At 40.6% G+C, this 23,735-nt stretch carries 26 protein-coding genes; 3 read left to right on the forward strand and 23 right to left on the reverse strand.

Features of this window, described 5'->3' with window-relative positions:
* Positions 1-244 precede the first annotated feature (244 nt).
* Positions 245-784, forward strand: coding sequence for a CDP-diacylglycerol--serine O-phosphatidyltransferase (pssA, locus tag NR125_RS05840; protein WP_009333043.1), 540 nt, complete (start codon positions 245-247; stop codon positions 782-784).
* 41 nt (positions 785-825) lie between these two features.
* On the opposite strand, the gene NR125_RS05845 is transcribed toward pssA, so the two are convergent.
* Together NR125_RS05845 and NR125_RS05850 are read right to left on the reverse strand one after the other, a co-directional pair.
* Positions 826-2,622 (reverse strand): M3 family oligoendopeptidase, encoded by a 1,797-nt coding sequence (locus tag NR125_RS05845; protein WP_251175131.1) that lies wholly within the window; start codon positions 2,620-2,622, stop codon positions 826-828.
* 124 nt (positions 2,623-2,746) lie between these two features.
* The gene (locus NR125_RS05850; RefSeq protein ID WP_009333045.1) at positions 2,747-2,902 is read right to left on the reverse strand and encodes a hypothetical protein; all 156 of its coding nucleotides are present in this window, start codon (positions 2,900-2,902) and stop codon (positions 2,747-2,749) included.
* A gap of 448 nt (positions 2,903-3,350) precedes the next feature.
* On the opposite strand from NR125_RS05850, the gene NR125_RS05855 reads away from it, so the two are divergent.
* Complete coding sequence (locus NR125_RS05855) at positions 3,351-4,316, forward strand: F510_1955 family glycosylhydrolase (protein WP_009333046.1); 966 nt, start codon at positions 3,351-3,353, stop codon at positions 4,314-4,316.
* A gap of 304 nt (positions 4,317-4,620) precedes the next feature.
* On the opposite strand, the gene sigK is transcribed toward NR125_RS05855, so the two are convergent.
* The 4 genes from sigK to mtnN form a co-directional block, all read right to left on the reverse strand.
* Positions 4,621-5,340, reverse strand: a complete 720-nt coding sequence (sigK, locus tag NR125_RS05860; RefSeq protein WP_009333047.1) for an RNA polymerase sporulation sigma factor SigK — start codon at positions 5,338-5,340, stop codon at positions 4,621-4,623.
* Between the two features lie 805 nt (positions 5,341-6,145).
* Positions 6,146-6,286, reverse strand: coding sequence for a YrzI family small protein (locus NR125_RS05865; RefSeq protein ID WP_019382886.1), 141 nt, complete (start codon positions 6,284-6,286; stop codon positions 6,146-6,148).
* Positions 6,287-6,661: 375 nt separating this feature from the next.
* On the reverse strand, positions 6,662-6,922 hold the full coding sequence (locus NR125_RS05870; protein ID WP_009333048.1) for a YrhC family protein: 261 nt from the start codon (positions 6,920-6,922) through the stop codon (positions 6,662-6,664).
* A 231-nt stretch (positions 6,923-7,153) separates the two neighbouring features.
* A complete protein-coding gene (mtnN, locus tag NR125_RS05875; protein WP_009333049.1) occupies positions 7,154-7,852 on the reverse strand; it encodes a 5'-methylthioadenosine/S-adenosylhomocysteine nucleosidase in 699 nt (232 codons plus the stop codon).
* Positions 7,853-8,075: 223 nt separating this feature from the next.
* Between mtnN and NR125_RS05880 the strand changes: the two genes are divergently transcribed.
* Positions 8,076-8,282 carry a YrzA family protein gene (locus NR125_RS05880; RefSeq protein WP_009333050.1) on the forward strand — a complete coding sequence of 69 codons (207 nt, stop codon included), beginning with the start codon at positions 8,076-8,078 and terminating at the stop codon, positions 8,280-8,282.
* Positions 8,283-8,310: 28 nt separating this feature from the next.
* On the opposite strand, the gene NR125_RS05885 is transcribed toward NR125_RS05880, so the two are convergent.
* The 17 genes from NR125_RS05885 to NR125_RS05965 form a co-directional block, all read right to left on the reverse strand.
* Positions 8,311-8,979: a YrrS family protein gene (locus NR125_RS05885; RefSeq protein ID WP_019382887.1), complete on the reverse strand. Its 669-nt coding sequence runs from the start codon at positions 8,977-8,979 to the stop codon at positions 8,311-8,313.
* Between the two features lie 364 nt (positions 8,980-9,343).
* Entirely contained in the window at positions 9,344-11,137 is a 1,794-nt protein-coding gene (locus NR125_RS05890; protein WP_071156922.1) for a peptidoglycan D,D-transpeptidase FtsI family protein, read from the reverse strand.
* A 56-nt stretch (positions 11,138-11,193) separates the two neighbouring features.
* Complete coding sequence (greA, locus tag NR125_RS05895; RefSeq protein ID WP_009333053.1) at positions 11,194-11,670, reverse strand: transcription elongation factor GreA; 477 nt, start codon at positions 11,668-11,670, stop codon at positions 11,194-11,196.
* A 229-nt stretch (positions 11,671-11,899) separates the two neighbouring features.
* Complete coding sequence (udk, locus tag NR125_RS05900; RefSeq protein WP_009333054.1) at positions 11,900-12,535, reverse strand: uridine kinase; 636 nt, start codon at positions 12,533-12,535, stop codon at positions 11,900-11,902.
* Between the two features lie 3 nt (positions 12,536-12,538).
* Entirely contained in the window at positions 12,539-13,807 is a 1,269-nt protein-coding gene (locus tag NR125_RS05905) for a peptidase U32 family protein (protein WP_251156161.1), read from the reverse strand.
* A 35-nt stretch (positions 13,808-13,842) separates the two neighbouring features.
* Positions 13,843-14,772 (reverse strand): peptidase U32 family protein, encoded by a 930-nt coding sequence (locus tag NR125_RS05910; RefSeq protein WP_071156918.1) that lies wholly within the window; start codon positions 14,770-14,772, stop codon positions 13,843-13,845.
* Between the two features lie 5 nt (positions 14,773-14,777).
* Positions 14,778-15,413 carry an O-methyltransferase gene (locus NR125_RS05915; RefSeq protein ID WP_009333057.1) on the reverse strand — a complete coding sequence of 212 codons (636 nt, stop codon included), beginning with the start codon at positions 15,411-15,413 and terminating at the stop codon, positions 14,778-14,780.
* Positions 15,414-15,950: 537 nt separating this feature from the next.
* The gene (mltG, locus tag NR125_RS05920) at positions 15,951-17,084 is read right to left on the reverse strand and encodes an endolytic transglycosylase MltG (RefSeq protein ID WP_019382891.1); all 1,134 of its coding nucleotides are present in this window, start codon (positions 17,082-17,084) and stop codon (positions 15,951-15,953) included.
* Between the two features lie 298 nt (positions 17,085-17,382).
* Entirely contained in the window at positions 17,383-17,667 is a 285-nt protein-coding gene (locus NR125_RS05925) for a DUF1292 domain-containing protein (RefSeq protein WP_009333059.1), read from the reverse strand.
* A 14-nt stretch (positions 17,668-17,681) separates the two neighbouring features.
* Complete coding sequence (gene ruvX / locus NR125_RS05930) at positions 17,682-18,098, reverse strand: Holliday junction resolvase RuvX (RefSeq protein ID WP_026041800.1); 417 nt, start codon at positions 18,096-18,098, stop codon at positions 17,682-17,684.
* Positions 18,099-18,100: 2 nt separating this feature from the next.
* Positions 18,101-18,367: an IreB family regulatory phosphoprotein gene (locus tag NR125_RS05935; RefSeq protein ID WP_009333061.1), complete on the reverse strand. Its 267-nt coding sequence runs from the start codon at positions 18,365-18,367 to the stop codon at positions 18,101-18,103.
* Positions 18,364-18,567: a hypothetical protein gene (locus tag NR125_RS05940; RefSeq protein ID WP_019382892.1), complete on the reverse strand. Its 204-nt coding sequence runs from the start codon at positions 18,565-18,567 to the stop codon at positions 18,364-18,366. The genes NR125_RS05935 and NR125_RS05940 overlap by 4 nt, the downstream gene beginning before the upstream one ends.
* Positions 18,568-18,609: 42 nt before the next feature.
* On the reverse strand, positions 18,610-21,243 hold the full coding sequence (gene alaS / locus NR125_RS05945; protein ID WP_009333062.1) for an alanine--tRNA ligase: 2,634 nt from the start codon (positions 21,241-21,243) through the stop codon (positions 18,610-18,612).
* 383 nt (positions 21,244-21,626) lie between these two features.
* Complete coding sequence (locus tag NR125_RS05950; RefSeq protein WP_009333063.1) at positions 21,627-22,715, reverse strand: AI-2E family transporter; 1,089 nt, start codon at positions 22,713-22,715, stop codon at positions 21,627-21,629.
* 156 nt (positions 22,716-22,871) lie between these two features.
* Positions 22,872-23,006, reverse strand: a complete 135-nt coding sequence (locus NR125_RS05955; RefSeq protein ID WP_083390473.1) for a YrzQ family protein — start codon at positions 23,004-23,006, stop codon at positions 22,872-22,874.
* A 24-nt stretch (positions 23,007-23,030) separates the two neighbouring features.
* Positions 23,031-23,222, reverse strand: coding sequence for a hypothetical protein (locus NR125_RS05960; RefSeq protein WP_009333064.1), 192 nt, complete (start codon positions 23,220-23,222; stop codon positions 23,031-23,033).
* A gap of 15 nt (positions 23,223-23,237) precedes the next feature.
* A complete protein-coding gene (locus NR125_RS05965) occupies positions 23,238-23,708 on the reverse strand; it encodes a PRC-barrel domain-containing protein (protein WP_009333065.1) in 471 nt (156 codons plus the stop codon).
* Positions 23,709-23,735: the final 27 nt, after the last annotated feature.

Raw genomic sequence — 23,735 nt, forward strand, 5'->3', positions numbered from 1 at the left:
CTTTACGAACAGGCATAAAAAGCATAGAATAAAATATTATTATATAACATATAAAACTAAGTTTGCCATAGACTTCCTCAGATTTGACACTTTTTTTATTTTTGGCTTTCTTGAAATACTGTGGATTGCTTCTTTTTATCCTTCCAGATTTTTCCCGATTAACGTACACTTTAACACATTGCCCATAAGAAAAAACTTCTTATAGTCTGCAGGCTGTGATTCCCAGGTGCAAGGAGTGTTTGACATGTTTTTACAGGATGTTCTTGATTTAACCATCAAGAAGCTAAAGGCACAGACAGCCAATATCTTAACTCTGTCTAACCTGTTCTTAGGGTGCTTTGCTATTTTATTTTCTATTAATGATAATTTGAAATTGAGTATGCTGCTGATCTTTATCGCAGCTCTTGCTGACCGTTTTGATGGGATGGCAGCGAGAAAAATGAATATTGAATCGGATCTAGGAAAGCAGCTGGATTCCATGAGTGATATTATTTCTTTTGGAGTTGCTCCTGCACTGCTCCTATACATGGGAGTCCTTTATGATTTTGGGGCACCAGGAGCTTTCTTAACTGCTCTATATATCGGCTGTGGAGCTTTGCGGCTAGCCCGTTTTAGCATCAGTGACAATAATGGCTATTTTACAGGCTTGCCGATAACGGCTGCCGGCTGCCTGGCCACTTTATGCTTTCTGGCAATTCCATATTGGCCTTCACCTTTATTTCTCTTTATAATGCTGACACTTTCCATTCTAATGATAAGTCCTTTCAGGCTGAAAAAAATGTAAAAAAAGCCGTGCTCATAATAAGAGCGCGGCTTCTGCTTTTATTAATTTTCTGTTAATGCCAGGAATTCTTCCACATCGTCCATGCATAATTGAACGGCACTTTCCCAGAACTCAGGTTTTGTTAAATCTGCATTTAAATGCTTCATAGCTAAATCTTCGACTGTCATCGATGCAGTATCCTTTAATAATGCTATATATTTTTCTTCATACCCTTTTCCTTCTTTAAGAGCCTGTGCATAGATTCCCAGCGAGAACAAATATCCAAAAGTATATGGGAAATTATAAAATGGCACGCCAGTAATAAAGAAATGGAGCTTTGAAGCCCAGAAAGATGGATGATACTCATCAAGTGCGTTTCCATAAGCTTCTTTTTGGGCATCCGTCATGATTTCATTCAGACGGTCCGCACTTACAACTCCTCGTTTTCTTTCTTCATAGAATCGTGTTTCAAACAGGAATCGTGCATGGATATTCATTAGCAGCGCAACAGACCTTTGCACTTTATCTTCTAAAAGCGCCAGTTTCTCTTCTTCTGATCCAGCATTTTTCACTGCTGCATCAGAGACAATCATTTCTGCGAAAGTAGAAGCTGTCTCAGCAACATTCATGGCATAATTTCGATTCAGCAAATGAAGGTCCCTCATTGCATATGTATGAAATCCATGCCCCAGTTCATGTGCCAGGGTTGAAACATTGGATGGTGTCCCTGAGTATGTCATAAAGATCCTTGATTGACTGCTTTCAGGGAAGTAAGTATGGAAACCGCCTGGCGCCTTTCCTGGACGATCCTCTGCTTCAATCCATTTTTCTTCAAACGCTTTTTTAGAAAAGGCTGTCATTTCTTCTCCAAAGTGAGCAAACTGCTCAAGAATAAAATCTGCACCCTGCTGATAAGTTAATTTTGTTTCTGACTTGGAGAGCGGGGCATCCAGGTCATACCAGCTTAATTTCTCTAAGCCTAAAAGCTTTGCTTTTCTCTCCAAATATTTAATAAGAGGTGCTTTATTTCTTGAAATGACATTCCACATGGTATCCAGGGTTTCTTTTTTCATTCTGTTTAAGTCCAGAGGTTCTTTGAGGAAGTCGCTCCAGCCTCTTAGTTTATATATATTTAATCTAAAACCGGCTAAATGATTTAAGGTTTTAGATAAATAATCAGACTGGCTGTTCCATGATTTTTCCCAATTATCAAAAACTTCCTTGCGCAATTTTCTGTCAGGACTTGAAAACTTATTAGCAGCCTGTCCAACTGAAAGCTGCTTTATCTCGCCATTTTCAGTGTAAGGAATTTTTATATTTCCTACTATTACGTCATACATCTGTCCCCATCCGTGGTAACCATCAACTGCAAGGGCATTAATGACCGTTTCTTCCTCTTGCGAAAGTTTTTCTGAGGCATTTTCGCGGCGTTCGTTTAATACAAATGAAAGCTCAATTAAATCCTTATCATTTATAATTTGCTCCCATGAACTTTGATCTAAACTTGCAAGCTTCTGATCAAATGCCGTTAAAGCGTTTTGAAAAGCTGCACTAAGTTCCGTAGTTGTCCCTCTAAGATCTTTCGCTTTCTTATCCTCGGTATTTTGGGCCTGAAGACAGCTCACAAAAGCACCAGCCTGACGCACTTTTCTTGCCGTCTGCTGGAAAAGCTCAATGATTTCACTTATTGCAGCTGAATCTGCAGCTGAATTAGCAGGCTCCCAGTTATGTATTTGATTAAAAAATGAATCAATATGCTTTCTTGTTTCCAGTAAATGCTGATCAAATTCTGCTGAGTCGCTTCCACCCTTAAAAAAGACATCCAAATCCCAAACTGACGAATAGGCTGTTACAGTCATATGATCCCCCCATAAAAAATTTCGATTACAGAAATATTATACCGCGATTTTTCCGAAATTTCTATAAAATATTCTTATAAAAGAAGCCCATACCCTTGGTATGAGCCAACTTCTGGTTATATCTCTACCTGAAATAGCCGCCGCCATAGTATGCAAATCCTCCAAAAACAAGCAGCAGGATCAGCAGTACAACTACGAGGGCCAGCCAGAATCCTCCGCCTCCATAATAACCGCATGGATAAGGAGGGGGAACGGGATAACCGCCATAACCATAAGGCATAACCTTTACCTCCCTTCGCCTTCTATTACTAAGATATGTAATTTATGGACCAGCGATTAGGCTTTTACACTAAAATCCCGGTGAAAATCGGTATGTTCCCAGCACCTCTCTTAGAATGGTTCATAGGATATACTAGAAGGAATTTTATGGGAGGAGTGTTAAATGAAAATTATCTCAATCTGTAAAAAATGCAAAGGTACAGGCAATATTACAGCATATAAATTCATAAAGAAAACCTGCCCTGTCTGCAAAGGATCCGGCAAAGTAACTAAGCACCTTTCCGATTTTAAAAAAGAGGAACGGAATAAGTTTTTTCTTCACTCTTTATAGGGAGCTATTTATCTGAACCCTTCCATAGGCAAGGGTTTTTTATTTTACGCTGAAATACTATATAATGACATCGATAATCATAATATCCGTTAAACTGATATGAATTGGAGTGAAATCAATGAAACAAGGCAGAATGATTTTGGCAGTTCTCCTGTTATTGTTCGCAGCTGGCTGTTCTGCTGAGAAAGAGCAAAGTAAAAAAACTGCTGATGAACCATCAAGTAAAACTTCAGATGAGGCTGACTATACTATTATTGAGGCATCAGCTCAGCAAATCGAGCATATTCAAGGAATTGGATACCCGGGAAATGATACTGCACTCTACCTATCGTCCAGCGATGGCTTAAAGTTTTATAAAGATGGCACTTGGCATGAGGCCACTTCCCTTAACCATGACTACATGGGTTTTCAGGCAGTCAAAGATGGATTTATTGTCAGCGGCCAGCCTGATAAGAACTCCGTCATAAAAAACCCTCTTGGTATTGTGAAAAGCACTGATAAAGGAGCTTCTTTTAAAGACCTGGCTTTTAGCGGAACAAGTTCCTTTCCTTTTTTAGCTGCCGGCTATGATACAAATATAATCTACATGATCAACCAGGAAAAAAGCGAAGAGCTTGAGGCAGGTGTTTACCGCTCTCAGGACGCAGGTAAAACATGGGAGCCAGTCAGCTTAAATGGGCTTGAGGGTGACACACTTGGTATGATCGCGGCACATCCAACTGATCCGGAAATCATGGCTATGTCCACAAGAAGCGGCATCTTCTTCTCAGAGGATAGAGGTGAAAATGTAAAATTAGTATCTGATCCAATCATGGCTACAGCACTCACCTTCACGGAAAATAGCTTGTACTATGCGTATGCAGATCAGGAAAAGGTGCAAATGAGTAAAATCGATCTTGAAACGATGGAAAACTCACATATTAAAATCCCTTTTCTCAGCTATGACAACCCTATTACATACATTGCTGCCGATAATAAATCTAGCGGAACACTTGCAGTTTCAACGTATCTCAAAGATTTATATGAATCAGCAGACAGCGGTGAAAATTGGCAGCTTTTGTCAAAAAACGGAAGAATAGAATAACCAAAACGAAAGCTACTTGATCATAGGAACTTCAACTAAAACCGCCACGTTCAATGGCGAACGCTGCAGTCTGTACATCCTGTGCAAGTCCAACAGGCATAAGACTTCACGCAGGAAACCTCCCAAAGCAAGCTGTGGTCGGGCGAAGCATCTCTGCCGAAGCGTTCCTTGCCTGATTTCTGGAGTGATTTGGCTTATGACCCGGGCGCTGGAGCTGGATGCAGACAACATTTCGCGGATTTATTCACAACGCTCCATTTTATAGTTCCTATACAAAAACCAAAGGGACAGTTGAACTGTCCCTTTAGCTGTTATTTTTCCTTTTTTCTTTTTCCGCCCGATAAAACTCATGAAACATTTTCATCAGTGCCCTCTTTTCAATACGGGAGACGTAACTTCTAGAGATGCCAAGCTCTTTGGCAATTTCTCTTTGTGTTTTTTCTTTTTGCAGGTCAAGCCCGAACCTACCCACAATTACTTCTTTTTCCCTGTCATCTAAAACATCAATATACTCCTTCACTTTTTCCAGCTCCATATTTAACTGTATGGTATTAATAACATCCTCAGATTCCGACTTAAGAACGTCAATAAGGGATATTTCGTTTCCTTCTTTGTCCTGCCCGATGGGATCATGAAGGGATACATCTTTCTTCGTCTTCTTCAATGCCCGCAAGTGCATCAGTATCTCATTTTCAATACAGCGGGCTGCATAGGTGGCAAGTTTTGTGCCTTTACCTTCTGAATAGCTCTCAATGGCCTTTATCAGTCCGATTGTCCCTATTGATATCAGATCTTCAGAATCCTCGCCTGTGTTTTCGAATTTCTTTACAATATGGGCGACCAGCCTTAGATTATGTTCAATAAGCATATTACGGGCATGTGCATCGCCTGCAGCCATCAATCGCAGGTATTTCTTTTCATCTGCAGGAGACAGCGGTTGAGGAAATGCATTATTTTTTACATAAGATACAAGAAACACAATCTCCTTAACCAAAAACCCGAGTGCAGTTAAAATACCGGACATCGTTCCACCCCCGCTTTGAATGCGTTCAAAAACGTCTATAACTAATTCCTATGTATGAATGGAGTTGTTTTTGTCTGTCCAATCGAGATATTTTCTTCAGAAAATATTTTATTCTTCATTTTCTCTGCAATTAGACAAGCTATCCGTCACAGTAATAGGATATAATCATTCATGTAATAAATAATTATGGCTGGTATTCCCAATACATAGCTTTGGAAGAAAGAGGTCTTGATATTTGAATGCCCAGAGAATCATTTTAGCTCTCGTTTTTTTTATTGTTCTGCTTGACAGCCTAGCCAAATTTATTTTCGAAGGTTTTTCTTTAAAGACCTTGCTGATATTGCTTGGAGTTTCTGGAATCGTTTTATTTCTCTGGATTTTCCCAAACAAAAAGGACTGACTTTTCAATCCCAAAGTCAGTCCTTTTTCTTTTATTCCAAGTTACTCGGCTACGCTCACCTCAGCCGATATGATGCAGCCGATAGTGCCGCATACAACCAATCCCATTACGATCCAAAACATCTTTCCCACCCCTATTAAATTCCTTATTTCTTTAATGTAACATGGTTTCTGCTTCAGAAAAGGAGAGGAATATGAACATTCTGTTAATCCGGATCAACTGGATCAGTTCCTTTTTTTACGGAATTTCAGGGTTAAAATTAAAATATGCAAAGACATGCACCATACCTCCTAACCGGTTACAGCTTTGTTAGGTGGAATCTTTCTCCACCCAGAAAATTGCCTGACGTCCTTGTAAAATGTAAAACATTTAGCAAACCACCTTTCCTAATTTTTTATACTTAAATTAAAATGGACGGTAAATAGAGAATTGACGATCACGGTTTTGATCGATAATTTTTTTAGCCAATTGTTCGCGTACAACATCTTCTGCTGATAATTGACGTTTTTTTATTGTGACTGTCAAAAATAATATATTTAGTGTCATTAGATATTCCACCTCCTTATTCATATCCAGCCTGAAGGCACAAAAAAGCCGCAAAGAGATACACTCCCAGCGGCCTGGCCATAAGGCATAAAAAACCGCAGGGCACAATTCTCCCTGCGGCATGGATATGTAATGTCAATTAATCAAATCTAAGCGATCCATTCCATGTAGGTCGAATTTGTAAAATATTTATTTAGCTGTGCTTCTAATACAATTGCTTTTAACATCATTTCATTCGACCTCCTTTTTAGAATATTTTCACTTATATTGGTAATTATATCCACAGTTATATGGTTTGTAAACCTTTTTTGATTATTTTTATTAATTTTTTTATTAAATAAAAAAAACGCCCGGAAATCCGGACGTTCATTTTATTTATTTCCTCATTAGGTATTCCTGTCCTTCATCCGTTTCATTCAATTTACTTCGGCATCGTTTTGAAAGGATAAAGAAAAGGATCGAGCCAAACAGGAAAGCTGAAGAAGATCCAGCCATTATATATAAATCAGAAACTGTGTTTGCAGTGTCAGGGATAATCAAACCAATGTAAAAAAATGATCCGACAGCAAGCATAGAAATTGCAAAACGCTTGAAATCCACCATTTTTTCAAATAAATGCTTTGCTTCATTTTTCATTTATTATCACCTTCTATGGAATAGATCTTATAAAAGACTATAATCCTACTTTAACATATATGGCAGTTGTGAAGGTGATGTAAATATTGTAAGCGAGGGAAAAACATCTAAATTAGAAAAGCAGAAGGCACCTGAAGCTAGACAGTTATCGAAGTCCAAACATATAGGTGCTGATATTACGAAAAGACGGCTTCCCATGATGAAAAGCCGCCAAAACGCCGTTATCCTTTATTATTGCTTTAGAGAATCGACAATCTTCATTACCAGCGTAGCGGAATGAAGTGCCGCCTTCTCCAAAAATTGCTCAAATGAAACATCGGATTCTTTTCCAGCAATATCAGAAAGTGCACGAATGACAACAAAAGGAATCTGAAATTGATGGGCAACCTGTGCCACCGCCGCTGCTTCCATTTCTACTGCCTGCAAGTCTGTAAATTTATCACGGATATAGTCAACTCTTGCAGGATCATTCATGAAAGAATCACCTGTTGCAATTAACCCTCTGACAACCTGGATATCCCCGATTTCCTTTGCACACGCTTCAGCGATCTGCACCAGATTGCTGTCTGCTTCAAAAGCAGGCGGCAATTGGGGCACCTGGCCATATTCGTAGCCAAAAGCAGTAACGTCTACATCATGATGCCTAACTTCCGTGGAGATTACCGTATCTCCCACATTCAGTTCAGGATTAAAGCCTCCAGCAGAACCGGTATTAATTACATAATCCGGCTTATATCTCTCCAAAAGAATAGCTGTGGACATGGCTGCGTTTACTTTGCCTATGCCTGAACGGAGAAGCACCACTTCCGCGCCATTCATTTTCCCTGCTGTATACTCGCACCCGGCGATCGTTTCCTGGCTCTTTTCTTCTATTTTATCTCTAAGTAATGTTACTTCCTCTTCCATTGCTCCAATAATAGCTATTTTCATAAATAAAACCTCTTTCTCATTTTTCTAAGCTTTTGATTGCATTCATAAGTAATAGAATGCCCATATGCAATATCCAAAGTCTATTCTACCATCATAGACGGGATGTTTGCCATTTTCGATAATCTATCCATACAGCCACCTATCCAGAATTGAAAGTTGCCAGACTTAAATGCACCCCATAAAATAAATAGTGAAAACAGTATGGAAGGGAAGGGGAATCACAATGAATTTTCAGTTTGATTTGATAGAAGATAAGGTTGAGTTCTTTGAGGCTCTTGCTTTAAAAGATCTTGAAAAGAAGATAAATGCACAAATTGAGCATAATAAAGCAATTCTTTTAACCGTCCATCACGTTTCCCATCAAATGCATCTCGATGAGAATGGGAGAACGTATTACTCGGCAGTGGTGCACTTTAAGGCAAAAAAATAAGGACGCCGCTGGCGTCCTTATTACCTAATTAATTTATTGCATTTAAAACTTCCACTTTGGATGGCTTCCAGCCTTCTCCGTCAACCCAGTCAATATATACTCGGTACTTTTCGCTTTGATCTTTTGTGGAAATTGTCCCAACAGAGCTGTTTGGCCCATTATTGCCAAGGAACCAAACAGTCATATTGCCCTGTTCGATACCTGTAGCATATGAAATGGCACTGAGCATTTCCTGCCAATCCACATGATTTTGATCGTAGACAGCAGTATGTTCTCCGGACTGAGATGTGCCGACTGGTTTCCATGCTGGATTTTCAATCGTTTTTTCAACATCAGGCCCGCTTCCGCCTTCTGTTACGACTTGTTCTTTATCTTCCTCAGACTCATCTTCAGCTTCATTCTCTTCAGCCTCTTTTTCTTCTTTATCAGATTCTTTATCTGCTTTCTCTTTGTCTTTACTCTTATCCTGCTCTATGTCATTGTCCTGGTCTTCCTGGCTGCTCTCATTTTGTTTCGATTCAGATGCTGTCTGTTCATCAGCAGGAACCGCCTGGTCATTATTTCCGCCGAGGAATATTTTGGCTGATACAACAATAATTAGGACGATAACAAATGCAATAAGACTATTTAAAATGATATTGGTTTTTTTTCTTTTTTCCCGTTTTCCAAAACGGGATTCTCTGCTATTCCCTTTCAAGGCTTTCTCCTCCCAAATCTGTCAAGATTACAAGTAAATATCTAAAGGTGCTGTTTGATACACTAATATAATATATTTTTACTTATAAATCAGTCCGTTAATTTCCGCTACAGGCCGCAGCGAACCCGCGGGGAGTGCTGCGAGCTTCCCGCAGGAGTAAAGCGCCCTCCGCTCCAATCAACTCAGTGCATATGCATAAAATCTACATACGTTGATAGAATCAATATTAAAACCTAAACAGCGGCTGTCAACATTCTAACATGGAAACAGGTTATCTTAAAAGGAATAACCTATGGACTCAGGCACTGCCAGCAGTTATATGGACGACGGCAGCATGAGGAAAGTTACACTATACCATATTTGTTTAAGAGTCTGCAGAGCCAGATGGAGGATTTTCTTCATTATGATTATTGTTATAGATTTCTTTCACAATATCAGAAAAAAGCGGATTTACTCCTCCTGTGTCTTCAGTAACTTCCAGGTTTACAGCTACAAGGGCATATTTTGGGTTTTTATAAGGAAAATAACCCGCAAACCATTTATTGTGAAGCTGTTGCCCATCTGCCATAATACCTGTTTCTGCAGTGCCCGATTTGCCTGCAACCTCGTATGGAAGTTCTTTAAACCAGCGGCCGGTCCCTTCTTCATTTAATACTACTTCCCTAAGCAGCCTTTGAAGCTTCATAGCGGTAAAAGGGGCAATTTTATCTCCCTCCAGCTTCTGCTCCTTGAATTCTATAAGAGATGTACTGTTTTTATATTCTATTTTAGAAGCAACCCGGACCATTTCTTTATCTCCTCCTCTTGCTATAGTTGCCATCATGTTGGCAACAGCAAGTGGAGTGGCTCTCACTTCATGCTGTCCGATCCCTGTCAAGCCTGCAAAATTACTGTCTTTTTTTGCATCTTCTGACAGAAACACTCGTCCTTTTTCTTCGTCTTGAAGCTGTTTGAAATCATTAAAATGATAAATATCCCCCTGCCAGCTCACAGGACCCATTAATGAAAGTTTATCTGCATACTCCTCAAGGAGATCCGGGTTAATATCTTTTAGCTCCTTAGCAATGGAAGCAAATGTATTATTGCAGCTTCTGGCAAAGCTATCATTAAAATTCAGCATCCCATGCTGGTATTTAAGATCAGGCTCCCCGTTTATTTTCCTGCTGCAGTCAAATTGCCTTTTCGGATCGTCCAGACCTTGATCAATTGCCGCAGCTGCCACCACTGTTTTAAAAACTGATCCCATAATTTGCTGTTTAATCATATGATTTACTGTTCCGCTGCTTTCTTCATCAAAAGGATTATCTTTGTTAATGGATGGACGTGACACCATAGCCAAAACTGAATTAGTCTCTATATCAAGGAGGACAACTCCCCCTTTTTTAATCCCATGCTGATCAGCCAATTTTTCGGTCATCATCTGCAAATCGTAGTCCAAGGTTGTTTTAATATTGACCGGATAAAAGGGATTTGCCGGCTCAACATATTTTACATCAATCCCAAACAGCGGGCCGCCTGTCCCGTCCACATGATAAACAAGTTTTGATGCTCCTTCAGGAAGCAGAAACTCATCAAAACTTTTCTCCATGCCGGTAATGCCGATCATTGTGTCAGAAGACAGATCTTTGTTCGGATATCTTTCATTTAAAACGTTCTGATTTTGTCCAGTAATTCCAATAAGCTGGGCTGCAGGTTTTTCGGAACGGCTGTATTTCTTCTCAACAGCAAAGACACCCGGAATTTTCAATGCATTGATGTCCTCCATCTGCTCGAATGACAGCTGAATTGGCTCTGGGGTTCCAAAAGCAAAAGGCTCCTTTGCATTCTCAACTGAATGTCGCAAGGAATACTCCGAAGCACCTGTAATCTTAGATATCTTATTTATATCCCATTCCATTCTTGCAAGGAAGGGGAATAATATAAGAACAGATTTATTTTCAAATGTCATTGGGTTTCCGCTGCGATCCAGGAAATTCCCTCTTCCTGCATCAATAATCATTTCCTGGGAACGCTGGCGGACACTCGATTCCAATAAATTAATTTCTCTGTCTGTAAAATGCTCTGTTGAAACAAGCTGCAGCTGTATCAGTCTGCCCATAAGAAAACCAAGGACCATGAAACTAACGATTAGCCAGCCTGCTGCTCTTTTTCTCCACATAAAAAACACCTCGTCAAAAGTCTTGACGAGGTTTTCTGATTTCAAACCAGCTATTCTTATTTAATGGAAACAATACGTACGTTCATTTCTCCACCCGGAGTCTGAACAGTCACTTCATCTCCAACTGTACGGCCAATCAGGCTTTTGGCAATTGGCGAATCATTTGAGATTTTCCCTTCAAATGGATCCGCCTCAGCACTTCCCACGATAGTGTAAGTTTCTTCGTCTCCATCTGGAAGCTCTACGAAAGTAACGGAACGGCCAAGTCCCACAATATCTCCGGCCATTTCTTCTTCTTGGATGATCTTTGCATTGCGGATCATATTTTCAAGAGTGGTAATCCTGCCTTCAACAAATGCCTGCTCTTCTTTCGCTGAATCATATTCTGAGTTCTCGGAAAGATCCCCGAAGCTTCTTGCGATTTTTATACGTTCAACCACTTCTTTGCGTTTAACCGATTTTAAATATTCAAGTTCCTGCTCAAGTTTTTCTTTACCTGCTTGTGTCATTGGGAAAACCTTTTCTGTAGCCAAAACCTTCACTCCTTCGAATTACACATCTTTAAAAGTATGTGTTCTATAATGTATGTACTTCTTTTTATCATATTTTTAGGAAAATGAACAGGAGCGCGTCCTTTGTTAAAGGGCGCGCAGATCATCTTTTTATGTTCACTGGCTCTGATAATTTTAAAATGCTGATCGCAAGCAACATAGCCATTCGGTAAAAGGATAAGTCCTATTGAACATTTTCAATGCTATTGTTTCATAAAAATGACTTTTGTTCAAGAATTGTTTGAATTTTTGTGACCATTAAATCGATGGCAACATAATTATGCCCGCCTTCAGGAATAATGATGTCAGCATATCTTTTGGTCGGCTCTATAAATTGATTATGCATCGGCCGTACCACATTTACATATTGTTCTATAACTGAATCCATGGTGCGTCCCCGTTCTTTTATATCCCTGAATAAGCGGCGGATAATACGCAGGTCGGCATCCGTATCTACATATAATTTCATGTCCATCAGATTACGGAGCCTCTCATCCTCAAGGATCAGAATGCCTTCTAAAATGATGACATCCTTTGGTTCGACTTCAATTACCTCTTCGGACCTTGTATGCATGGCATAATCATATACAGGCTTGTTAATCGGTTCATATCTCAGCAGGTTTTCAATATGTTCAATTAGCAGGTCGTTATCAAATGCAAGCGGATGGTCATAATTCGTTTTCAATCTTTCTTCAAAAGGCAGATGAGTCTGATCCTTATAATAATAGTCCTGTTCGATCATAAGGATTGAATGCCCTTTGAAACGATCATAGATCGCTTTGGTTACGCTCGTTTTTCCTGAGCCGGAACCGCCGGCCACCCCAATTACAACGGGTTTGCGTTTCATTGATTAGAGCTCCTTTCGCATCATGTTGTTAGGGTATACCGGCTTATCAACCTTAAATTGAACAATTTGAAGCGGATGGCGCGCTGCATCCAGCTCATTGCCTTTTTCATCCCATATTTTATCGATGACTTGTGTAAAATTGTCAATTTCCGGACCAAAGAATTCCACTTCTTCTCCAGGCTGAAATTTGTTTCTCTGCTGAAGGGTAACAACCTGTGTATCCGGATTGTATTCCAGTACAAGCCCAACGAAATCGATATTCGTCTTTTTGCTATGATTTCCAAACATTTGCTCTTTATACCCAGGAACCCCTTCAAAGAAAGCGGGAGCTGTTTCGCGATTAGCACATTTATCGAGCTCTTCAAGCCATTCCTGCTTAATCTTGAAGTTATCTGGATCTGCACAATAGGCATCAATCACTTTACGGTACACGCTGACTACTGTTGCAATGTAATGAATGGATTTCATGCGTCCTTCTATTTTTAAGCTGTCGATTCCCAGTTCAATCATACGGGGAATTGATTCAATCAGCTTAAGATCTTTCGGACTCATGGCAAAAGGAGCATCTCCTTCGCTGTATAAAGGAACTTCATTCTCGCCTTCAAGCTGGTATAAATCATAATCCCAGCGGCAGGATTGACAGCAGCCGCCTCTGTTGGAATCACGGGCTGTCATATGATTGCTGAGTGTACAGCGTCCGGAGTAAGCAATGCACATTGCCCCGTGGATGAAGGTTTCAATTTCAATGTCTACCTTCTCCTTCATTTCTTTGATTTCCTCCGCACTTGTTTCACGCGCAAGGACGACACGCTCCAATCCTTCTTCTTTCCAGAATTCCACTGCTTTCCAGTTAGACAGGGATTGCTGCGTGCTTAAATGGACTTCTATCTCAGGTGCAACACGGCGGCAGGTTTCAATGATAAGCGGATCTGCTACAATAATTCCTGCTACTCCTGCTTCTTTAAGGCCCAGCAAATACTCCTCAAGACCATCAATATTTTCGTTATGCGCAAAAATATTGGTTGTAACATAAATCTTAGCTCCGTATTTTTTGGCGAATTCCACGCCCTCTTTCATTTCTTCAAAAGTGAAGTTGCCTGCGTTCGAACGAAGGCCATATTCCTGTCCGCCAATAAACACGGCGTCTGCACCATAGTGGACGGCAATCTTCAGCTTTTCAAGGTTTCCTGCCGGAGCAAGCAATTCAGGCTTCTTTACAATAACCCTTTTGCCGTTGACAATTTCGGAAATTTTCTCTTTTACCGCTGCCATAAAGCTTCCTCCTCTTTCTTTTTAATTTAGTCAAATCAGTAGACGGTTTCTTTAAAGAAGAATCCTGTATCAAGCTTACGGTTTGCTGGCTGAATTTCTTCAATTTCAGCGAGTAGATCCTCTTTTATTTCATCGTATTGGTCCGGGTCTTCAACACATAGATCAATAGCTTTTCTGTATAGCTTAGTGACTTCGATAATATATTCAGGACTTTTTAATACCCCGTCAATTTTAAATGAATCAACGCCAGCTTCAATCATTTCCTGCAGTTCATCAATAATGCAGATGTCATTAGGGCTCATGATATGGGTGCCATTTTCATCTTCAAAGATCGGGTATTTGTTTTCCCGTTCCTTATCGTGAAGGAACATATTTCTTTCCTGTTTGCGGTTTTCAACTTCCAGAGCTTTTCCCTGGTATTCATAATAATTGCCAAGCAAGGAGCGCTTAGATTGGAACATGGCAGTCATGCCATGAACCTGCACTTCAATTTCCACTTCAGCATTTTCTTTTATTTCAATGATGGCATCCATATTAATCTCTCTTGCCAGGACTGCGCGTTTAGCACCTTTTCTGCCCCAGTAATTGCATGTATACCAGTTTGTTGCAGTAGTTTCAGTATTCCAATGAAGCTTCATATCAGGTGCAGCCGAGCGGGCTGCCATCAATACAGCAGGATCCCCAAAGATGATAGCATCTGCATTTATTTCTTTTAAGAAACTGATATAGCCCTCGAGTTCAGGCACTTTATCATTATGAAATAAAGCATTCATCGCTACATACACTTTTTTCCCTTGCTCGTGGGCAATTCCCACCGTTTTTTGCACATCTTCCCTTGTAAATTCTCCTGCAAGCCTTAGTCCAAAACGCTGTTCACCTACAACAAAGGCATCTGCACCAGCCGACACAAGCTGCTCGATATCTTCAACTCTTGCGGGTGTTACTAAGAGTTCAGGTTTTTTCATTATGATCACCTCTTTTTACTAATTGCCACGCCATCCCCAACAGGCAAAATAACTGTGTGGTATTCAGGATGACTCATTAACCATTTATTAAAAACATCAATTTTTTTAACCAGATTCCGGATACGTTTATTTTCTATATCAGGTTCGCACACAAGACCTTTAAAAAGAACATTGTCTGTAATGATTACGCCATCAGAAGAGAGATAGCGGGAATATAATTCAAAAAAACGCTGATATTGTCCCTTTGCTGCATCAATAAATATAGCATCATAGGGTCCATGTTTTTTGACATCCTCCTCAACTTCCAGAGCATCTCCCTTTATAATAAGGATTTGCTCCTTTTTCCGGGCTTCATCTATATATTGCTCGGCAAGCTGATAACGTTCAACATCGCGTTCAATTGTTACAATTTTCGCTTCAGGAACTGCAAATGCCATTCTGAGAGCAGAATAGCCAATTGCTGTGCCTACTTCCAAAATCGTTTTAGGCCTTTGGATGCGCAAAAGCTGAAGCATTGCCTCGATCCCTGCCAGTTCCATGATCGGTACATTATGTTCCCTGGCGAATTGCTCCATTTTGTCCAGTAACTGGGGTCTTTCAGGTATTATTTCCTCTATATATGCATGCAGCTTATCGTTCATCAAGCTGGCATCACCTCGTTCAGACGGAATTTTATTGTCAAGCTGCGGCTCCCAGGGACTCACAGGTCTCAGCCGCTTTTCTATTTAGACATGAAAAAATAGCGTTCACAGATAGGATGTGAAAATGCGCTGTGCGGCATTCCGGCTTAGGTGAGCCTGTATCCATGCTTGTCCGTGATTTACGCTATTGCAAAGCTATATCGCAGTCTAACGGACAATAAGACCCCACTCCAAGACTGAATGAAAATCAAAGAAGTATATGTGAGGTCAAACTGTCCGTAAAGGTACGAAAGAAGAACAAATACTAAGAACGCCACGTCCTTCCAAAAGCTGCGCTTTCGGTCGTGCGATGTATCGCTGCCGTAGCTTTCCTTGTCCAGTGGCAATGTCTTTGTGACCCACATCCTGTGGGCCTCAACTAACAATTAGCGGGGATAAGGCCCCCACTAATTGAAGTTTCACTGTAATAAAACACCTGATCTATTTTACCATAATTAAAAGGGGAATGCTATATCTGCACATTCCCCTTTTTGCTGTTCAATTATTTGTTATATGCTGTGCTTTCTTTTGATTATGCTCATCCAGAGTTTTTGAGAAAAGCACTTCTCCTGTAGAGGTAGCCAGGAAATACAGGTAATCTGTCTCTGCAGGCACCAATGCTGCTTCAATCGATGAAACGCCGGCATTGGCAATTGGTCCTGGCGTCAGTCCAGGATACTTATAAGTGTTGTATGGCGAGTCGATCTCCAGGTCTTTATATAGGACCCTTGATTTATGCTCTCCATGTGCATACAGGACAGTTGGATCTGTCTGAAGCGGCATTCCTGTGTCTATCCGATTGTAGAAAACACTGGCAATCTGATCACGGTCTACTTTCGCCGTTGCTTCTTCCTCAATGAGCGATGCCATTGTCAATAATTTGTGCGGGGTGTATTCCCGCTGCTCCATGTCACCTCTATATTCATTAATAACTGATGCCGTTTTATCAAGCATAACTTTGACAATTTCCTCTATAGTCGGATCTTCTTTGTAAAAAGGATAGGTTGCCGGAAATAAGTATCCTTCAAGGGGATACTTAATATTTTGTGCAAGGATTTCCTTTGTCAGCAATTTAGGATATTCTGCCATTAACGACTCAATAAACGCTTTATCATTGAGTTTCTTCAGAACGTCTTCAGGTTTTTTATCAGTCTTTTCGGCAATAATTCCTGCAATTTGCTCAAGCTGTTTTCCCTCAGGAATGGTGATCTTGAAAGCCATTTCTTCCATAACTTTACCTGTTTTCAAGCTATCCAGGATTTCCTTCATATTCATGGAAGGCTTTAATTCATATTCTCCTGCCATGAATCCAGCTTCATTTTTAAATTTCACATAATATTTAAATACACGTGCATCCCTGATGATTCCATTTTCTTCAAGAACAGTGCCGATTCCTGTAACAGATGAACCGATTGGTATTTCTACTTTCTTTGGCTTATCATTGTCGGGATCAACAGGCTTTAAAGCTGAATTAATATAAAAATATCCGCCGCCAATCACTGCAGCAGCTGAGATTAATAATATGATTGCAACAATCATTACAATTTTCCGGACTACTTTCGCTTCCCCTTGGCGCTCAATCATTTTTTCGCGCATTATTTCTTTTTTCCCTTTTTTATCGTCTGCCGACATCACATATCCCCTCCGTTCCAAAGACGTTGGCTTCTTTTGCAAAAGACAGGCTAAATCATGATGTTATCCTGTAAATTAACCAGTATGCTTGCTTGCCAACAGGCCTAAGAATAATTCCTGATACATCTCGGCTTATTATACTATATTTTCTTTTGGAAGTCGCAGGATATTACAAAAACCAAAAAGATTCGCCAATTTTTTCCACATTTTTCACTCCTGATTTTATTAATTATGGTCCATCTGAACTAATATCAGAAATCCAGAGAAAATAAAAAAACTGGCCCGGGGGCCAGTTTTATTAATCTTCCTGCTCATCAAGGAATGTGTTAAGCATTTCTTCAATTAAATCCCATTCCTCTTCTGTTTCGATTGGCTGCAGTTCGCCGTCCTTGCTGTCTTCGCTTGGGCTGAATGCCGATGCATGAATTTCAATTTCTTCATCATCATTTTCATCTGCCCCCACTGGGTAGTACAGGACATATGATTTGCCGAATTCTTCGGAATCGAACGTGAACAATACTTCGCAAAGCTGCTCGTTGCCTTCCTCGTCAATTACAGTAATGTTGTTATCTCCATGGTTCATTTCTGTTCACCTCATTAAATTTGGCTATTTAAAAAGCCTTGTAAAATCATGACGGCTGCCATTTTATCAATGACCTTTTTCCGTTTCTTGCGGCTGACATCCGCTTCAAGCAAAACTCTTTCAGCTGCCATTGTAGAGAGACGTTCGTCCCATAATACGACTGGAAGACCAAATAGCTTTTCCAGCTCTGAAGCATAGAACTGGCTTGCTTCTCCGCGGGGGCCAATGGTTCCATTCATATTTTTAGGCAAGCCGACAACAATTTTACTGACTTCATGCTCTTTTATTATTTCACTAATTCTTTCAAAACCAAACTCTTTTTCTTCCTCGCTGATTTTGATGGTTTCCAAGCCCTGCGCTGTCCATCCAAACGCATCACTTAGAGCGACGCCGACTGTCTTAGAGCCGACATCCAGTCCCATAGTCCGCATGTTTACCCCTCACGCTGCTGTTTTAAGTATGATTTAACCAATTCTTCGATGATCTCATCCCGTTCAAGTTTACGGATGATATTGCGGGCATCCTTATGGCGGGGAATGTAAGCTGGATCCCCGGACAGCAGATAACCGACAATTTGGTTAATAGGGTTATACCCTTTTTCCTGGAGGGCCCCATAAACTTGAAAAAGAACTTCATTCACATCTTGTTCGATTGGTTCCTCAGGAAAATTGAACCTCATTGTTTTATCAAATGAGCTCATATCTTACACCTCGCTTTTCTGTATGAAGGATGAGGATAGCTTAAATGTGCCGGAACTGAAATCCGGTGAACAGCCAGCTTGTCCTGCTCTTCATAACGGTTTGGCCTGCCGCCTGAATATACAGAGCGATCAATAAATGATCTTGTTCGTGACAGGAAAACATGGTGAAGAACAAGCTGTTTCTTCCTGATGATGAACAATTTCTCTTGGTTACCTTCATTTTACACTACTTCTCAGGGATATCAAACGGATTTAACCCATTCTTCCACAAATTGCAGAGCACTTTCAAGTTTTTCAGGGTCTTTTCCGCCAGCCTGGGCCATGTCCGGACGGCCGCCTCCTCCGCCGCCGCATTTTGCAGCGACTTCTTTGACCGCTTTGCCCGCATGGAAACCTTTTTTGATAAGGTCATCTGTTACCCCAGCTATAATATTCACTTTACCCTCATTTACACTGCCTAATACAACAACTGCAGATCCGAGCTTTTGTTTTAAATCGTCGGCCATATTGCGCAGGTTATTCATGTCTGACGCCTGGACCTTCTCAGCAAGAACAGTAATGCCGTTGATTTCTTTTGCCTTTGATACCAGGCTCCCTGCTTCAATATTGCCCAATTTCGCAGCTAAAGATTCGTTTTCTCGCTGCAGCTGCTTCATTTCTCCAAGCAGCACATCAATTCTTGAAGATAAATCTTTTGGATTGGTTTTTAATTTGCCTGAAGCTTCTTTTAAAACATGAATCTGGTCATTCAACAGCTTGTATGCAGCCTCGCCGGTTACAGCTTCAATTCTGCGAGTTCCTGCCCCAATTCCGCTTTCCGATTGAATCTTAAACAATCCGATCGAAGAAGTGTTCGGAACATGGCACCCGCCGCAAAGCTCAAGACTATAATCTCCAACCTGAACAACACGGACGATTTTTCCATATTTCTCTCCAAATAGTGCCATAGCCCCCATTGCCTTTGCCTCGTCAATATCTTTGAAATTGATATCAACATCAAGGCTTACCCAAATTTGTTCGTTGACAATAGCCTCAATCTTCTCCAGTTCTTCAGAGGTAATTTGACCGAAATGAGAGAAGTCAAAGCGCAGGCGATCAGGGCCTACCAGAGATCCAGCCTGGTTGACATGGCTTCCCAATACATCTTTTAAAGCCTGATGAAGCAAGTGAGTTGCTGTGTGATTCTTGATTACCTTAGAACGTATTTGCTCATCTACCGAAGCCAATACAGATGCTTCAGCCTTCAGCGTCCCTTCTTCAATGACAGCTCTATGAAGGTTTTGTCCATTTGGCGCTTTTTGAACATCCTTAATGGAAACCTTTAAACCCTCTGCTTTAAGAGTTCCCTGGTCCGCAATCTGTCCGCCGCTCTCTGCGTAAAATGGTGTTTCATTCAGAATCAGCTGGACTTCTTCACCAGCATGGGCTTCATCAATTAGCTGCCCGTCTTTTACGATGGCTGCTACTTTAGCTGCTGTCTGAAGCTTATCATATCCAACAAATTCGCTTTCAATTTTCAGCTCACCTAATACGCCGCCTTGGACCTGCATGGAATCTACATCCTGGCGCGCTGAACGTGCACGCTCACGCTGACCTTCCATTTCCTTTTCAAACCCGGCATGATCCACTTTCATTCCTTCTTCTTCCGCATATTCCTCAGTTAATTCTACGGGGAATCCATACGTATCATAAAGTCGGAAGACATCTGCCCCCTGAATCGTAACACTGCCTTTTTCCTTTTCTTTCTTAATTACAGATGACAGGATGGCCAGACCTTCATGAAGTGTTTCATGGAAACGTTCTTCTTCATTTTTGATGACTTTTTGAATAAATTCTGTTTTTTCTTTTACTTCCGGATAGAAGTCATGCATTATTTCCCCTACTACCGGCACCAAATCATACATGAATGGCTCATTTATATTGATTTGCTTAGCATATCTGACTGCACGGCGAAGCAATCTTCTCAAAACATAACCCCGTCCTTCATTGGAAGGCAGTGCACCATCCCCCACTGCGAATGCTACTGTGCGGATATGATCAGCAATAACTTTAAATGCAACATCGGTTTCTTTAGAAGCTCCATATTTCTTGCCCGAGATTTCTTCTGTTCCTCGGATAATCGGCATAAATAAATCTGTATCAAAGTTTGTAGGCACATTTTGTACGACAGATGCCATCCGTTCAAGACCCATACCGGTATCAATATTTTTCTTTGGAAGAGGTGTATAGGTGCCATCCGGATTATGATTGAATTCAGAAAACACAAGGTTCCAAACTTCTAAATAGCGATCATTTTCACCGCCTGGGTATAGTTCAGGATCTTCCGGGTCATTTCCATATTCGGGTCCGCGATCATAGAAAATTTCTGTATTTGGGCCGCTTGGGCCTTCTCCAATATCCCAGAAGTTTCCTTCGAGGCGGATAATTCTTTCTTCCGGAACCCCCACTTTTTCCCGCCAGATTTTAAAAGCTTCGTCATCTTCGGGATGAATCGTAACAGATAGCTTTTCATCTTCAAACCCAATCCAATTTTTATCAGTCAAAAACTCCCAGGCCCAAATGATGGCTTCTTCTTTAAAGTAATCACCAATTGAGAAATTGCCAAGCATTTCAAAAAATGTATGGTGCCTTGCTGTTTTGCCTACATTTTCGATATCGTTGGTGCGGATGGATTTTTGGGCATTTGTAATCCTTGGATTCTCTGGGATGACACGGCCGTCAAAATATTTTTTTAGAGTGGCAACACCACTATTAATCCAAAGCAGAGAAGGGTCTTCGTGCGGAACTAGGGAAGCGCTGGGTTCAACAGCGTGTCCTTTCTCCTTGAAGAAGTCTAAAAACATTCGGCGTATTTCTGCACCTGATAATTGTTTCATACTAACCAGCCTCCTAAAATTATGTAAAAGCTTTTAAAAACAACAAAAAAAGCCCTCATCCCTGGACAGGGACGAGAGCTTGCTCGCGGTACCACCCTGATTATGGAAGTTTATGAACCAATGACCAGACCTTTATCCAGTTCATTAGGAAATCTCCCATCTCTCAGATCCTTAACGCGGATAAACGGCAGGGATTAGCTGCACTCGGGATTAGCTTTCTGTTATCCTTCATCTAGGAGTCCTTTCAGCCTGGGAACTCCCTCTCTTATGTGAATGCAATAGTAGCATTTCACGCAGATGGCCTATAACATACTTATTCCTTCAACATGTTTAATATAGCTTTATAGACGAATTATAGCGATTTATCTTTATTGTTGTCAACATCATGATGATGTTCCAGTGATTTTTGGCTGTTTATTTTTTGAAAAGTGTTTTTTCGCATGTATGATGCTTACTTTAATGACAGCTAAAATTGGAACTGCAATAATTAATCCCAATATCCCTGCTGCTTCCCCGCCAGCCAGCAAGGCCAGCATAATAAGAAGCGGATGCATATGAAGGCTTTTTCCAACAATGAGGGGTGATAGGATATTCCCCTCAAGAAACTGAAGAACAATAATGATGCCAATCGTAATCACGATCATCTTGACCGATAAAGCAGAGGCAATGATTACAGCCGGTACCGCTCCAATAATTGGGCCAAAATAAGGGATTACATTAGTGACCCCTATAATAGTGCCAAGCAAAAGAGGGTAGCGCATATCAAAGATCCAGAAAAGCAGAGAAGAAATGGCCCCGATGGCCGCACATACCAAAAGCTGTCCTCTAATATAGCTTCCCAGGGACTTATCTACATCTCTTAAGAATAAGACGCCTTCCTTTCTCCATTTCCTTGGCGTCAAATACCAGGCAGCCTTTTTCATAATCGAAAAATCTTTAAGCAGATAAAAAGAAATGAAGGGAATAACAGCGATAATCACAGCATAATTCAATACATTAAGAAAAAATGTGATTACCTTTGATAAAAGATTATTCAACCGTTTCTCCACCGCTACAATGAAATCATCTATCCTGGTTTGCAGGCCATCAGGCCATGTTGATGTTTTACTCTGAATAAGGTTTATCCATCCCCGGTACTGATTGGCAAATTGAGGAGCATTTTCCGCAAGATCACGCAATTGGTGAATAAAAGCCGGAATCCCTTTATATAAAGCAAGGCTGATTCCTCCGAAAAATAAAAAATATATAATAAAAACGGCAAGCCCCCTATGAAGGCCAGTTTCATGCAATTTCTCCACAATCGGGTGAAGGAGATATGTAATAAATGCTCCAATAACAAACGGTATGAATACCGCAAATAAGATTTCCAGTACAGGCATCCATAATGCCTGAAGCTTTAGGAAGACTAAAATCACAATAAACAAGAGAAGCAGAAATCCAAGCCGGTAGTACCATTTCATTTGAATATTCAATATGGCCCGCCTCCTTGTTTTTATTGTGATAGGTTCCTGGGGATTTATACATGTGCTTAATAAGATAAGCGCAAGACATTTGTACATGAGAGGAAATCAGCCATTCCATTACACAAAAAAGCTGGCCCTTTTCAAGAACCAGCCCCAAAATCATTTTTAGAATAAAGCTTTCGTTATTTTTTTTTGCATGCGTTTCATTTTTCGGCCTGATATCATATTATTTTTTTGGGCGTAATTATAAGCCGCCATACCTGCACCAAGCATCATTGCAGAGGTTAATATTTTGTTCAATCTGCTCACCTCTTTCGTCCAAAATTACGAAAGATACCTGCGCTCATCTTCTTCAAATAAATCATCAAGGGAGCTAAGTGTACCATCTTCCTCTACCTGATGGGTATTAATAACCCCCTTGGCCAAGGAAAGTTCTATAAAGCAATTCCAGCAGTAATATTGGTTAATTCCAATTTTTCCAATATCTTTGCTCTGGCAATTTGGACATTTCAGCACGGAAAAGACACCTCACTATTTTACATTTACAATTATGGCGTCTTTTCCTATTGCAGGCGGGTCATCGGTTTTTATGACACGTTTTCCTTCCAGCACATCTGAAAAGAAGCCATCCGACAGTTCGTACCCTACAATCGTGCCCAATTCTTCCCTGAAGTATACATCCTCAAGTAAGCCCAGCCGTTCACCTTCCTGGCTCATAATCATTTTGCCTGTTAACCGGTTATGGGTCTCACATGTATAATCCTCATGTTTTGGAATTGCTTGCAGAACAGAGGAATCTTCAATCATTACTCCATCCCAGCCAAAAGATGTTACGTCCTCAATATTGATGATATATGTCTTTTTCAGAAGAGCGCCCTTTCGCAGCAGTAATCCCTGTACTTTACCGGTGCCTGTGATGGATAAATCACAAATATCGCCTGCTTTATTGCCGGTTTTCAATTCAAAAACCGGCAAACCCTTTAATAAAGAAAATGTCCGCAAAGAGAATCCCGCCTTCCCGAACATTTT

The organism is Cytobacillus sp. Bac17, assembly GCF_024519925.1.
GTDB classification, from domain to species: Bacteria; Bacillota; Bacilli; order Bacillales; family Cytobacillaceae; genus Cytobacillus; species Cytobacillus pseudoceanisediminis.